The organism is Streptomyces sp. NPDC000941 (assembly GCF_053599555.1).
The window spans coordinates 1-12,413 of sequence record NZ_JBSFMM010000283.1 but is presented as its reverse complement, the minus strand read 5'-3'; the positions used below and the strand labels follow the sequence as shown (position 1 = coordinate 12,413).

10 protein-coding genes are annotated in these 12,413 nt (G+C 71.9%); 7 read left to right on the top strand and 3 right to left on the bottom strand.

All coding sequences use genetic code 11. The annotated features are described in order from the left end of the window. Positions 1–509 (top strand): zinc-binding dehydrogenase (locus tag ACWDSL_RS47545; RefSeq protein ID WP_450495236.1); only part of this gene is annotated, 509 nt, incomplete at its 5' end. 12 nt (positions 510–521) lie between these two features. Here the strand turns inward: ACWDSL_RS47545 and ACWDSL_RS47540 are convergent. Continuing rightward, entirely contained in the window at positions 522–2,699 is a 2,178-nt protein-coding gene (locus ACWDSL_RS47540; RefSeq protein WP_450495235.1) for a sulfatase-like hydrolase/transferase, read from the bottom strand. Positions 2,700–3,400: 701 nt separating this feature from the next. Between ACWDSL_RS47540 and ACWDSL_RS47535 the strand changes: the two genes are divergently transcribed. Next, positions 3,401–4,243 (top strand): hydrolase, encoded by an 843-nt coding sequence (locus tag ACWDSL_RS47535; RefSeq protein ID WP_450495233.1) that lies wholly within the window; start codon positions 3,401–3,403, stop codon positions 4,241–4,243. Positions 4,244–4,290: 47 nt separating this feature from the next. On the opposite strand, the gene ACWDSL_RS47530 is transcribed toward ACWDSL_RS47535, so the two are convergent. Then, on the bottom strand, positions 4,291–5,064 hold the full coding sequence (locus ACWDSL_RS47530; protein WP_450495232.1) for an AraC family transcriptional regulator: 774 nt from the start codon (positions 5,062–5,064) through the stop codon (positions 4,291–4,293). A 106-nt stretch (positions 5,065–5,170) separates the two neighbouring features. Here ACWDSL_RS47530 and ACWDSL_RS47525 point away from each other — a divergent pair, with 106 nt between their 5' ends. Then, entirely contained in the window at positions 5,171–6,370 is a 1,200-nt protein-coding gene (locus ACWDSL_RS47525; protein ID WP_450495240.1) for an MFS transporter, read from the top strand. Positions 6,371–6,417: 47 nt separating this feature from the next. After that, the gene (locus ACWDSL_RS47520) at positions 6,418–7,209 is read left to right on the top strand and encodes a maleylpyruvate isomerase family mycothiol-dependent enzyme (protein ID WP_450495230.1); all 792 of its coding nucleotides are present in this window, start codon (positions 6,418–6,420) and stop codon (positions 7,207–7,209) included. 37 nt (positions 7,210–7,246) lie between these two features. Here ACWDSL_RS47520 and ACWDSL_RS47515 read toward each other — a convergent pair whose 3' ends face one another. Next, the gene (locus tag ACWDSL_RS47515) at positions 7,247–7,849 is read right to left on the bottom strand and encodes an NADPH-dependent FMN reductase (protein WP_385618791.1); all 603 of its coding nucleotides are present in this window, start codon (positions 7,847–7,849) and stop codon (positions 7,247–7,249) included. A 161-nt stretch (positions 7,850–8,010) separates the two neighbouring features. Between ACWDSL_RS47515 and ACWDSL_RS47510 the strand changes: the two genes are divergently transcribed. From ACWDSL_RS47510 to ACWDSL_RS47500, 3 genes are all read left to right on the top strand, one after another. Next, a complete protein-coding gene (locus tag ACWDSL_RS47510) occupies positions 8,011–8,877 on the top strand; it encodes a helix-turn-helix domain-containing protein (protein ID WP_450495228.1) in 867 nt (288 codons plus the stop codon). Positions 8,878–8,955: 78 nt separating this feature from the next. Then, positions 8,956–9,690 carry a helix-turn-helix transcriptional regulator gene (locus ACWDSL_RS47505; RefSeq protein WP_450495227.1) on the top strand — a complete coding sequence of 245 codons (735 nt, stop codon included), beginning with the start codon at positions 8,956–8,958 and terminating at the stop codon, positions 9,688–9,690. Positions 9,691–10,077: 387 nt separating this feature from the next. Then, on the top strand, positions 10,078–11,613 hold the full coding sequence (locus ACWDSL_RS47500; protein ID WP_450495238.1) for an MFS transporter: 1,536 nt from the start codon (positions 10,078–10,080) through the stop codon (positions 11,611–11,613). The last annotated feature ends 800 nt before the right edge of the window (positions 11,614–12,413 follow it).

The window sequence follows — 12,413 nt, the reverse complement described above, 5'->3', positions numbered from 1 at the left end:
TGCTGATCACCGGCGCCTCGGGCGGCCTGGGACGCTTCGCGGTGCAACTGGCCGCGCTCGCGGGCGCGTACGTCATCGCGGCGGTGGGCAGCCCGCAGCGCGGCGAGGGGCTGCGCGAACTCGGCGCCGACGAGGTCGTCGTCGGCCTCGAGCACGTCACCGCACCGGTCTCCGGCGTCCTCGACAACGTGGGCGGCCCGCTCCTGGCCGAGGCGTTCGCCCTGGTCGGGCCCGGAGGCTCGGCCCAGTCCATCGGCAAGGCGTCGCTCGAACCGACCACCATCGACTTCGAGCGCGAACGGCTGACGGGCGGTGACCGGCGGCTCGAACCCTTCGTCGTACGGTCCCCCTTCGGCCCGGACCTCGCCTATCTGGTGAGCCTGCTGGCCGAGGGCCGGCTCGACCCGCAGATCGGCTGGCGCGGCTCGTGGGAGCGCGCGCCGGAGGCGGTGGCGGCGCTGCTGGGGCGGCGGGTGCGGGGGAAGGCGGTGCTGGACATCGGGGGCTGATCGCCGATCGGCTCAGCGGGACGACTTGGAACGGGTGGACTTGGAACCGGTCGGCTGGGAGTCGGACGCCTCGGAACGGGACGCCTCGGAACCGGCCGACCCCGGGCTGGGTGACCCGGAGCCGGCCGCTCCCGAGCCGGGCGCTCCCGAACCTGGCGCTCCGGAGCCGGGCTGCGGGCCGTAGGCGTTCAGGAAGCGGTCCCGGAAGGTGTCCATCCGCCACACCGGGGTGTCCGCACCGGGCCGCAGCCCGTCCTGCCACCCCCAGCCGGAAATCCGCTTCATCACGGCCGGGTCGTGCGCGACGATCGCGACCGGCACATCGCGGCTGGCCTTGTCGCCGCTGACCTTCGCCATGGGCTGGTGGTCGCCCAGGAAGACGAGCACGGTGTTCTTGTTGCCGTACTTCACCACGTAGTCGATGAGGCTGTTCAGCGAGTACTGGATGGACTTGCCGTACTCGGCGCGCGCCTGGGTGGAGTCCGTGAACACGTCCTTGGGGTCCTTGCCCGCCTTCTTGATGTCGTTGTAGACCGAGCCGTCACCGACCTCGTCCCAGCCGATCATCTTGGGGATGGGCGCCCACGGCTGGTGGCTGGAGGTCAGGATGATCTCCGACATCAGCGGCTTGTCGTGCTTCTTGCCGTGCTCCAGGCGCTCGAAGGCCGTCAGGGCGTACTGGTCGGGCATGGTCGACCAGCTGAACTTCGGGCCCTTGTACCCGAGATCCCGGGAGTCGTAGAGATTGTCGAGGCCGTAGAACTTCGCCTCCGGCCACCCCTTGGTCACCCCCGGCATGATGCCGACCGTGCGCCAGGCACCGGTGCGCTTGAAGGCGCTGGTGATGGTGGTGTGATGGCCCGCGGTGACGGTGCGGTAGCGGCTCTGGTTGTCGATCCACAGTCCGGACAGGAAGGTGGAGTGGCCGAGCCAGCTGTTGCCGCCGTACGTCGCCGAGGTCAGCCAGCCGCTCTTGGACGAGTACCCGGCGTCGCTCAGCTCCTTGGTCTTCTCGTCGAGCACCGCGTCGACCCCCGGCGCGATCTCCGGGTCCTCGATGGCGCTGCGGCCGTAGCTCTCGATGAAGGTGAAGATGACGTCCTTGCCGCGCAGTCCGGTCAGCAGCTGATCGCCCGGGACGTTCCCATAGGAGTCCCGCGCCGCCACCTTCTTGAACTCCCGCTCGTCCCTGAGGGTCGCCTTCACCCACTTCACCCGGTCCTGGACGAGCACGACCGTATTCCTGGAAGCGATCGGCGCCCCGGACACCTGCAGCCCGAGCGCCGTACAGACCACCCATGTGGTGCCGAGCACGAGGACGGTACGGGTCGCCACGGTGTTGTTCCGCGCCATGACCTTGCCGATCCGCAGACACGCCAGCGTCATGACGGCGAGCAGCACGAGAACGAGCACCACGACCCCGATCGTGGCGAGCGTCGCGGTCGTCGAGCCGAGCGAATCCTTGAGGTACGACTGGGCGTCGTCGAGCAGGATCCAGTCGAGCACCACGTTGAACCCGCGCCCGAGGAATTCGTTGAAGCCGATGTCGAGGAGGTTGAGGATGGTCAGCAGACCGAGGAACACCCCGGCGAACACCGCCGCCACCCGCCTCGGAATCGGCGGCAGGATGAGCAACACCCCGGCGCCGAGCACCCCCTCCACGGGGATGTGCAGGAACGCGCTGGGTTGGATGAGGGGAAGCTGACGCGGCAACAGCAGCGCGAAGAACACCAACGCGACGGACACGGCCGTGGCCCCCCACGCCAAGGCCCGTGCGGCGACGGGGTACTTACCCCGCCAGCCGCCGCCTGCGGCGGCCTCGGTGGGGGGTTGGTCGGTGGTGGTATCGCCAGGGGCGGCGCGGTCGCCGGGGGCGGCGTTGGTATCGCCCGGCGATGTGCCACCTGGGGTGGCGGCGTTCAGGTCGTCGTCACCGGGGGCGTCGACCCCTGGGTCGGCTGCCCCCGGGGAGGCGGCTTGCGAGGCAGCGCCAACCGGCACGGCATCCCGGGAGGCGGCGTCACCCGGGGCGGCGCCACCCGCCAGGTCCCCCGCGACGGTGTCACCGCCGATGCCGCGCCCAGCGGCAGCACCCAACGCGGCATCACCGGGGGTGCCATCGCCCGGGGAGGCGGCAGCCAACTCGGCGGCGGCGCGCGCGGAGGTGTCCCCCTCGCCGCTATCACGCACGCCACGGACACCGGCAACGTCGGCATCAGCCGCGGAACCCCCCGCACCGGCACCCTCGTCGGAGGCATCGCCGCGCGCGGTGGCACTCGCAGAGGCGCCACGCCCAGCAGCGGCCTCCGAAGGAGCGCCGCCTGCGACGGCCGTGCCTGCCGAGGCATCAGCAGCCACGGCCTCGTCAGTGGCGGCATCGTCCGCAGCGTCCCCTACGGAGGTGTCGCCACCGGCCCCGCGCCCAGCGGCGGCGCCCTGCGCGGCGTCACCCGCTACGGCCTCGTCGGCAGCGGGGGCACCCAACGCCGCGGCACCCGCAGAACCATCCGCAGCAATGCCACCCGAAGCGACCCCGTCCGCGGACGACGCGCTCTCGGCGGCATCACCCGTGGCGGCGGCCCCGTCCGGCGAGTGCGCCGCGAGGCCGTCCGGTGCTGGGCCCTCCTCAGCGTTCGTCTTGTCCCTGTCCGGCAGCTGACGAGAGCGCGTGAAGAGCGACACCCCGAAGTTCCTTCCGTGCTTGCGAAGCCTGATGGTGGCACGGCGGACCAGGCTCGGGAGGTCTGAGCCGCCATTATCCCTTACGGCTCATCGGCGGCGTCGGTTCAAAACACCGCCGACTGACTTCCGGACTGTCATGCTCACAGCTACATTCCAGATGGGAGCGCTCCCATAATGGCCAACTCCCGCACCCCCGAAGGAGGACCCCCATGGCACCCGACCCGCACCCGAACCCCCACCCCCGCAAGCCCAGCCGCCTCCGCGCCCTCGCCGCCGCGACCGCCGCACTGGCCGCCGCGGCGGCCGTCACCCCCGTCGCCTCCGCCGCCACCCCCTCCGCCCAACCCCGCCCCGCGGCCGCGTGCGCGGCGAACGGCTTCTGCGAGGACTTCGAGTCGCAGACCGGCACCGCCCCATCGGGCCGCTGGACCACGACCGTGGCCAACTGCTCCGGCACCGGCACCGCGACCGTGGACTCCACCGTCGCCCACGCCGGCACCAAGTCCGTACGGGTGACCGGCAAGGCCGGGTACTGCAATCACGCCTTCGCCGGTACGTCCCTGTCCGACGTCCCGGCCGGCTCCGAGCTGTACGCGCGCTTCTGGGTCCGCCACACCACCGCGCTCCCGGCCCAGCACGTCACGTTCGCCGCCCTGCGCGACACCAACGACAACTCCAAGGACCTGCGGATGGGCGGGCAGAACAAGGCCCTCCAATGGAACCGCGAATCCGACGACGCGACCCTGCCCGCGCAGAGCCCAGCGGGCGTGGCGCTGTCCACGCCGCTGCCGCTCAACACCTGGACCTGCCTGGAGTTCCGGCTCGACCGCTCCGCGGGCCGCCTGGACACCTGGGTCAACGGCTCCCTCGTCACCGGCCTGGTCGTGGACGGCACCCCGACCCAGGACGTCGACCAGCAGTGGCTGGCCCGGGGCGGCTGGCGTCCCGCGCCCACGGATCTGCGGCTGGGCTGGGAGAGCTACGGCGAGGGCGATGACACGCTCTGGTACGACGATGTCGCCGTCGGGACCGCGCGGATCGGCTGCGGCTGACCGTCAGGCGGGCGCCAGGCGGGCGCCAGGCAGGCGCCAGGCAGGCGTCAGGCCTGCGTACGGTAGTCGCCGGGCGTGTATCCGAACGCCCGGCGGAAGACGTCGATGAACGCACTCGCCGACGCCCAGCCGCAGCGGTGGGCGACCGCCGTGACGGTCAGGCCGTCGGAGAGCAGCAGCAGCGCGTGGTGCAGCCGTAGTTGGGTGCGCCATTGGGGAAACGTCATGCCCATCTCGGCGCGGAAGAGACGGGTGAGCGTGCGGGCGCTCGCCCCCACCCGGGCGCCCAGTTCGGGCAGCGGCCGGGGGTCCGCGGGGTCGTGCTGGAGGAGCGCGCATACGGCGGCCAACCGCGGATCCCGGGCCGTGGGCAGATGCAGGGGCTGCTGCGGCGCCTGCCGCAACTGGTCGAGCAGGACCGCGAGCAGCCGACCGGACTCCGCCGTCCCGGGGTCGGCGTCCGGGTGGCTGTACGCGATGATCAGCTCGCGCAGCAGCGGGCCGACCGCCAGTACGGCGGGCCGGTCCAGGCCCAGCGGGTTGGCCTCCACCGGCAGGCCGACGCCGTGCAGCACGGTGCGCCCGTACGCCCGGTGTTGGTGCAGGGTGCCGACGGGCACCCAGATCGCCCGGGTGGCGGGGGCGACCCAGCTCCCGGCCTCGGTGGTCACCGACAGCACACCGCGCCCCGCGTAGACGACCTGGTGTACGTCATGGCGGTGTGCGGACAACCCGCTGCCCGGGTCCAGGAGGCGGGTGGTCGTCGGCCGGTGCGGCCGGGCCGGGACGGTCCGGCGGGACGCTTGGCTGGATACCGACATCACCTGGCAGTTTATCGGAAGCCTGCCAACCCGCCGGGCCCGGAGGATCGTCGGCGTGACACCGAAAAACCACTCCCGCGACCGCTCCGTATCCAGACCGATCACGATGATGGCCATCGGCCACGCGACCGTGGACTTCTACCAGGGCGCTGTGCCCACCCTGGTGCCGTTCCTGGTGGCCGAGCGCCACTACGGATACGCGGCGGCGTCCGGCATCGTGCTGGCGGCCACGCTGCTGTCCTCGATCGTGCAGCCCCTGTTCGGGGCGTTGACCGACCGGTGGACGATGCCCTGGCTGATCCCCGTGAGCTCCCTGGGCGCGGGTCTTGGCATCGCCCTGTCCGGGCCCGGCGATTCGTACGCGCTCACCTGCCTGGCGGTCGCCCTCTCGGGCATCGGGGTGGCCGCCTACCACCCCGAGTCGGCGCGGCTGGCCCGGACGGCGAGCCGCGGCAGCCATGTGGCGATGGGCTGGTACTCCCTCGGCGGCAACATCGGCTTCGCCCTCGCCCCCGTCGCCGTGTCCCCGGTCCTGTCCGCCGGAGGGCTGAACGCATCGCCGTGGCTGATGGTGCCCGCGGTGGCCGGGGTGGTGCTGACGGCCTCCGCGATCCGGTCCCTGGCCCGGCGCGCGGCGGCCGAGCAGGCCGCCGCGCGGGGCACCGGCCGTGACAACTGGCCGGAGTTCCTGCGCCTCTCGGCGGTCATCGTCTGCCGTTCGATCATCTACGTGGGCCTGAGCGCGTTCATCGCCCTGTACGCCCAGCAGCGCGTGCCCGGGGGCTCGGCGACAGGGTCGGCGGCGCTGTTCACGCTGTTCGCCGGGGGCGCGGTCGGCACCGTACTGGGCGGCCCGCTGGCCGCGCGCTGGGGGCGCGTCCGTACGCTGCGCATCGCCTACGGGGCGGCGGTCCCCGCCGTCGCCGGGCTGGTGTTCATCCCCGGGTCGGCCCTCTATGCCTTCGCCGCGCTGACGGCCGCCGCCCTGTACGTGCCGTTCTCGCTGCACGTCACGCTGGGCCAGGACTATCTGCCGAACCGGGTCGGCACGGCCAGCGGCGTCACGCTGGGCCTCGCCGTCAGCGTCGGGGGCGTGGCCAGCCCGGCCATCGGCGCCCTCGCGGACGTCGCCGGTCTGCGCACCGCGCTGGCCCCGCTGATCGCGCTGTGCGCTCTGGCCTGGCTCATCGCGGGCACACTCACGGAGCCGGAGCCGGAGCCGGAGCCGGAGCCGGAAACGGAGCCGGAGCCCGTACAGGATCCCGAGCCCGAGCCCGCCCCCGAGTCCCCGCCCGGCACCCGCTGATCCCAGCGCTACGGGGCGCTTTCAGTGGCACGTCCTACCGTGGCGCTATGACCGTTCTGAGTCACGATCGCCTATGTGCCGAGATCGCCGCGCAGACCGACCTGTTGCGGCCGCTCATCAAGGATGCGGACCTGACGGCCCCCGTGCCGTCCTGCCCCGGCTGGAACGTCGGCCAGCTGCTGCGCCATCTGGGCGGCGCCCAGCGCTGGGGCGCCGAGATCGTACGGACCCGGGCGACGGGCCCGCTCCCCGACGACCACTTCCGCGACCTGTCCCCGTACGCCCATGAGGACCCCGCCGTCCTCGGCCCCTGGCTCACCGAGGGCGCCGGGCTGCTGGCGGACACGCTGCGCGCGGCCGGGCCCGACGCGGAGGTGTGGACCCCGGTGCCCGGCGGGACGGCGGCCTTCTTCGCCCGCCGGTTCACGCATGAGACGGTCGTCCACCGGGCCGATGCGACGCTGGCGCTCGGCGCGGAGTTCGCCCTCGCCGAGGACGTGGCACTCGACGCTCTCGACGAGTGGATGGAGCTCGGCGCGCTGCCGATGCACTTCGAGATCCACCCCCGGATGCGTGAGTTGCCGGGCCCCGGCCGCACCATCCACCTCCACGCCACGGACACCGCCCCCGATGCGGCGGCGGAGTGGGTGGTCGACCTCACCGGCGAGGTGATCGCCTGGCGCCGGGCCCATGAGAAGGCCGCCGTCGCCGTGCGGGCCCCGCTGACCGAGCTCCTGCTGCTGGTCTACCGCCGGCGCCCGGCCCACGGCGAGGGCGTCGAGGTGCTGGGGGACGCGCGACTCCTCGACTTCTGGCTGGACCGGGTCCCCTTCGGCTAGCCGCCCCCGCCCTGTACGCCCCGTACTACGCCGCGTACTACGCTGCGGCGAACGGGCGGTCGCGCCGGGCGTCGTGGAGGACCGAGCCCCACCACAGCAGCTGGTCCAGCATCGCCTTCGCCGCGGCGTTCGGGCCCTCGGGGTCCTTGAGCGTGCCGTCGGGGCCGAACAGCTCGTAGTAACGGGGGAAGGAGACGTAGTCGCGGACCGTGTGGGCCTGCAGTTCGTTGAAGACCTGCCGCAGGCCCTCGATGGCCAGCAGGCCGCCGCTGGCCCCGCTGTAGCCGACGAAGCCGACCGGCTTGGTCTGCCACTCGAGGTAGTGCCAGTCGATCGCGGCCTTCAGCGCGGCCGGGTAGGCGCGGTTGTAGTCCGGCGTCAGCACGACGAACGCGTCGGCCGCCGCGAGCCGCGCCGTGAGGTCGGCCATCTCGGCGGGGCGGGGCAGGTTCGGCTCCATCGCGGGAGGTACGGGCGGCAGGGCCAGCGGCAGCGGGGTATCTGCCAAATCGATGAGGTCCACGGCGAACCGGCCGTGCGCCTCGGCCTGTTCGACGAACCAGTTCGCGACCGTCGGGCCGAACCGGCCCTCGCGGACGCTGCCGAGGATCACTGCGAGCTTGAGGGTCTGGCTGGACATGGCTGGGCGTGCTCCTTGTTGCTGAGGTTGCTGAGGTGGCGAAGTGGCCGGGAGGGCCACGCCGTCCAATCTGCCGGGCCGCGCCAGGGCCAGGAAGGCCGGGCGAAGACTGGTAGTGACAGGGCCACGATCCCGTTCAACCCGGCTGTTACGTTCGTACGGTGAGCGACAACGAGCTGGGCATGTTCCTGCGCCTCCGCCGGGAGGCGGTCACCCCCGCCGAGGTGGGGCTGCCCACCGGCGCGCGCCGCCGTACACCCGGGCTGCGCCGGGCCGAGCTGGCCACGCTGGCCGGGGTCAGCGTGGAGTATGTGACCCGGCTTGAGCAGGGCCGCGACCGCCGTCCCTCCGCGCAGGTGATCTCCGCGCTGGCCGACGCGCTCCGCCTCACCACCGCCGAACGCGTCCATCTGCACCGGCTGACCAAGGGCGCCGAGCCCGGCTTCAGCTGCAGGGGCGACGCGGGCCCGGCCCGTACGGTGCGGCCGACCGTACGCGCCCTGCTCGACCGCCTGGAGCCCGCCCCGGCCGTCCTGCTCAACCGGCTCGGCGACATCCTCGCCCACACGGCCGGCTACGAACGGCTGGCGGGCCCCGTCGGCCTGCTGGACGGTAGCGACCCGAACCTCGCCCGCTTCGTCTTCACCGACCCGCGCGCCCGCACCGCGTACCCCGACTGGGCCCATGTCGCCGACGAACAGGTCGCCGCCCTCAAGCAGGGCCCCTTCCGTGCGGACCCCCATGTCGCCCACCTCGCCGACGAGTTGACCGTCGTCACCGGAGACGCCTTCAGCGAGCGCGTGGCCACCCTGCCCGGCCTCCCCCGCTCCAGCGGCGTCACCCGGCTGCGCCACCCCGAGGTGGGCGAGCTTCGGCTGGCGTACGAAACCCTCGAACTGCCCGCCGACGACGACCAGCGCCTCATCGTCCACCTCCCCGCCGACGACGCCACCTCCGCCGCCCTCGACCGCCTCACCGGCCGCCACCCCGGGGCGCTGCGGGCCCTGCGGGCGCTGTCGTCCGGCTGAGGCCCGGGGTCAAGGGACACGCGCCCTCTCTGCCCTCTCCGTGTTTCCCATATATGACGCTGCCTGGAGGGGTGAGCTGTGCGTTCCGAGCGGCTGCTGGCGCTTCTGCTCCTGCTGCAGACACATGGGCAGACGTCCGCCAGGGAGCTGGCCGAGCGCCTTGAGGTGTCCGTACGGACGGTGATGCGTGACGTCGAGGCCCTGTCGGCGGCGGGCGTCCCGGTCTATACGGAGCGCGGGGCGCGCGGCGGCATCGCGCTGGTGCCCGGTTACCGTACGGACGTCAGTGGCCTCACGGCGGACGAGACCAGCCGTCGCGTGTTCATCGAGCCCGACCGGTGGCGCACCGGTGCCGCTCCCGCTCCGGTCCCGGAGCTGGCCCGTTTGCAGGACGCGGTGTTCGGCGAGCGGCGGCTGCGCGTCCGTTACCGCCATGGCCGTGACGGAAGCGAACGCTCCTACACGCTGGATGCGTACGGGCTCGTGAACAAGACCGGCGTCTGGTACCTGGTGGCCGACCATCAGGCCCGGCGGAAGCTCTTCCGCGCCGATCGGCTCGTGACCGCGCGCGTCCTGTCCGAACAGGCCCGTCTCCGCTCTGGGGTGGAGCTGCAGCACGTATGGCAGGACCTGCGCCGCGAGGTCGAGAACCTGGAGCGACCGGTGAAGGTCACGGTCCGCGTGGCCGCCGACTCCCTCACCCGGTTCCTGCCGAAGGTCGAGGTCGTCGATCCCCCCGAACTGCGGAACGCGCTCAGGGAGGCGGCACAGGCAACGGCAGCCCTGTACCCCGCAGCCGTGCCGATCGAATAGTCCCCGATATATGACGCCCTTTGTCATATACGGTTGAGATAATCGAATACAGAAACCGACTGATCCCCCGCCCACAGACTTTCTTTCCTGTCAATTTTCAAGCCATCCGATATTCGAATCGGATGGCCATTCGGCATGCGATTTTCCCCCGCAGCGATCCCACCGACCCCAACCCTCAATCCCGAGTGCCCACAGGGCAACTCCCTTTGTCAAGCGCGACTTCGCCATACTCTTTTCGGTCCGATTCACGCGGTCGGCAATGCTAAAGTCTTTCTCGTTCGCATCTACGATGCCGCTTTCTACCGCTGCCGCAGACTTCCGTAACGAAGCGTTTGCGCCGCAGGGCCAATTAACTCTCCTCTGGAGCCCTCTTTTATGTCTACCGACATGTCCACCGACCGTGCGGCTGCCGCCGTCGCAGCGGCCGATACGCCCAGCACGCCGCCGGGCGGGGGCCGGCACCTCGGGCTGGCCCTGATCGTGATCGCGGCCGCCCAGCTGATGGTGGTCCTGGACGCCACCATCACCAACATCGCGCTGCCCGCCATCCAGACCGACCTCGACGTCACCGACGCGAACCTCGCCTGGATCGTCAACTCCTACGCGCTGGCCTTCGGCGGACTGCTGCTGCTCGGCGGACGGGCCGGTGACCTGTTCGGGCGGCGGCGCATGTTCCAAACCGGCATCGTCGTCTTCACCCTGGCCTCCCTGCTGGGCGGCCTGGCCCCGGACGAGGGCCTGTTGATCGCTGCCCGCGTCCTCCAGGGCGTCGGCGCCGCACTCGCCGCGCCCAGCGCCCTGGCCCTGATCACCACCACGTTCCCCCAGGGCAAGCCGCGCAACACCGCGATGGGCGTGTACGCGGCCATGGGCGGCGTCGGCGCCACGGTCGGCCTGCTGCTCGGCGGCACGCTCACCGATCTCCTGGACTGGCGCTGGGTGTTCTTCGTCAACATCCCCATCGGCCTGGCCGTGCTCACCGGCACAAAGACCCTCGTCGAGGCGGAGCGCCACCCAGGCCGCCTGGACATACCCGGCGCCATCACCGGCACCGGCGGTCTGATCGCCCTGGTCTACGGCATCACCCGGGGCGGCGAACACGGCTGGACCGACGCGCTGACCCTGGTCTCCTTCACCGGCGCGGCCGTACTGCTCACCACCTTCCTGCTGCTCCAGGCCCGCACCACGGACCCGATGCTGCCGCTGCGCCTGCTGAAGGACCGCAGCCGCTCCGGGAGCTACGCCACGATGCTGTTCATCGGCGCGGGCATGTTCGCCACGTTCTACTTCCTGACGCTGTACATGCAGCTCATCCTCGGCTACAGCCCGGTGAAGACCGGCTTCGCCTACCTCCCCTTCAGCTTCGGCATGGCCACGGCGGCCGGCGTCAGCTCCAAGCTGATCACGCACTTCGCGCCCCGGCTCATCGCCGGTCCGGGGCTGCTGGTCGGGGCCGTAGGCATGTTCTGGTTCGCCACCCTGGAGCCCGACTCCTCCTACGCCGGGCATCTGATGCCCGCGATGTTCGTCACCGCGCTCGGCCTGGGCATGAGCTTCGTACCGATGACACTCGGCGCGGTCAGCGGCGTCGCCCACCACGACACGGGCATCGCATCGGCACTGCTGAACACCGCCCAGCAGATCGGCGGCGCGCTCGGCCTCGCCGTGCTGTCCACGATCGCCACCTCGGCCGCCAACGACAAGCTCCCCGATGCGGCCACCACCCTCTACCGAGCGCTCGCCACCAAGGACTTCGCCCTGGCTGCCCGCGCGGGCGAGGCCGTAACCCACGGCTACACCATGGCCTTCGCCGCCGCGGGCGCCATGTTCCTCGCGGGACTTGTCGTCACCGCGCTGGCCATCAACGCCCAACGCCAGCACACCGAGACCGACGCCGACGCCCCCGCCGTACACATGGGCTGACCGGTCGGTCCGACCAGTCGGGCTTGCCCACTCCAAGACCCTGACGACCTCAGCGAAACTTGGCGACCCGCACACCGCGCGCCCCTCCGATTCCCTGGCCTGGTGAGTGGTTGAGCTCAGAGCAGGCTCCGCTGCGCTCCGCCGCAGCTGCTGCCGCGCGGTGGCCGGGCGGTCAGCCCAGCGGTGCGCTGGACCGGAGGCGCGCGAGCGCGACGTACGGGCCACCGACCGCTGGTCGGCATGGTCCGGACGCCGCGCTCGCGTATCGTCTCGCGCCTTCGGCGCAGAGCGGCCAGCAGCGGGAAAGGGGAGGGGCGCCGGGGCATCGTCACCGGCTCGCGGGCGGGTGCGGTAGCGGATGGCCGCCCGAAGCGGTGGGCGCCGGTCCGGTTCGGGCCCTCCACCCACCTGCTCCTAAAAAAGTGCTTGCTCTACATCAAATACCGCATCAAGTGGTTTTCCGGGAGGGGTGGTAGGGGGAGCCCAACCGGAACGGCGTCCACCGCTCCAGGAGACCATCCGCCGCTCCGCCATCCTCCGGCCGGTGACGGCCCTCTGGGCAAGACGGCGACGACGCCTCCGGCACCCCTCCCCCTTCCCGCTGCCGGCCGCAGTGCGCCGAAGGCGCGAGACGATACGCGAACGCGGCGTCCGGACCATACCGACCAGCGGCGCTTGGCCCGTACGTCACGCTCGCGCACCCCCGGCCCAGCACACCGCTGGGCTGACCGCCCGGCCACCGCGCGGCAGCAGCTGCGGCGGAGCGCAGCGGAGCCTGTTCTGAGCTCAGCCGCCCGCCG

What these genes read in the sequence shown, in the direction of transcription:
- ACWDSL_RS47535 (WP_450495233.1), top strand. Translation starts at nt 3,401, where the DNA reads ATGGCACCCGACCCGCACCCGAACCCCCACCCCCGCAAGCCCAGCCGC.
- ACWDSL_RS47530 (WP_450495232.1), bottom strand. Translation starts at nt 5,064, where the DNA reads ATGTCGGTATCCAGCCAAGCGTCCCGCCGGACCGTCCCGGCCCGGCCG.
- ACWDSL_RS47525 (WP_450495240.1), top strand. Translation starts at nt 5,171, where the DNA reads ATGATGGCCATCGGCCACGCGACCGTGGACTTCTACCAGGGCGCTGTG.
- ACWDSL_RS47520 (WP_450495230.1), top strand. Translation starts at nt 6,418, where the DNA reads ATGACCGTTCTGAGTCACGATCGCCTATGTGCCGAGATCGCCGCGCAG.
- ACWDSL_RS47515 (WP_385618791.1), bottom strand. Translation starts at nt 7,849, where the DNA reads ATGTCCAGCCAGACCCTCAAGCTCGCAGTGATCCTCGGCAGCGTCCGC.
- ACWDSL_RS47500 (WP_450495238.1), top strand. Translation starts at nt 10,078, where the DNA reads ATGTCCACCGACCGTGCGGCTGCCGCCGTCGCAGCGGCCGATACGCCC.